We start from the raw sequence: 345 nt of genomic DNA, 5'->3' as shown, positions 1-345 counted from the left end.
TTCCGGGACTGTATGCCGCAGGAGATGCGGCAACCCGCGAGCTGATCTGCGGCGGCTTCACCGGCGGCGGCAGCCACAATGCCGCCTGGGCAATGTCCTCCGGCTCGTTTGCCGGAGAAGGCGCAGCCGCTTATGCCGCCGGACTGGGGCGGCATGCCGCTGACCGCAGACCGCGCGGGCTGTCCTCCTCACCGCTGGTTGACCAGCAGGTGAAGCCCGGAACGACGGCGCGCGCAGCGGAACTTGTCGCTGCTGTTCAGGACGAGGTCAAGCCGTACGACATCAACCTGTTCCGTACGGAGCAGGGGCTGACCTCCTCGCTCGGCCGCCTGGACGGCCTGTGGA

The 345-nt window shown here is 68.4% G+C and carries 1 pseudogene; it reads left to right on the top strand.

The features are described 5' to 3' along the window. Window positions 1-345: pseudogene (locus tag FAF44_RS53920) on the top strand (pyridine nucleotide-disulfide oxidoreductase); the annotation flags it as partial.

Origin of the sequence: Nonomuraea sp. MG754425 (assembly GCF_021699195.1) — a bacterium.
GTDB lineage: Bacteria > Actinomycetota > Actinomycetes > Streptosporangiales > Streptosporangiaceae > Nonomuraea.
The sequence above is the reverse complement of the archived record's forward strand: the minus strand, read 5'-3'. Positions and strand labels throughout refer to the sequence as shown.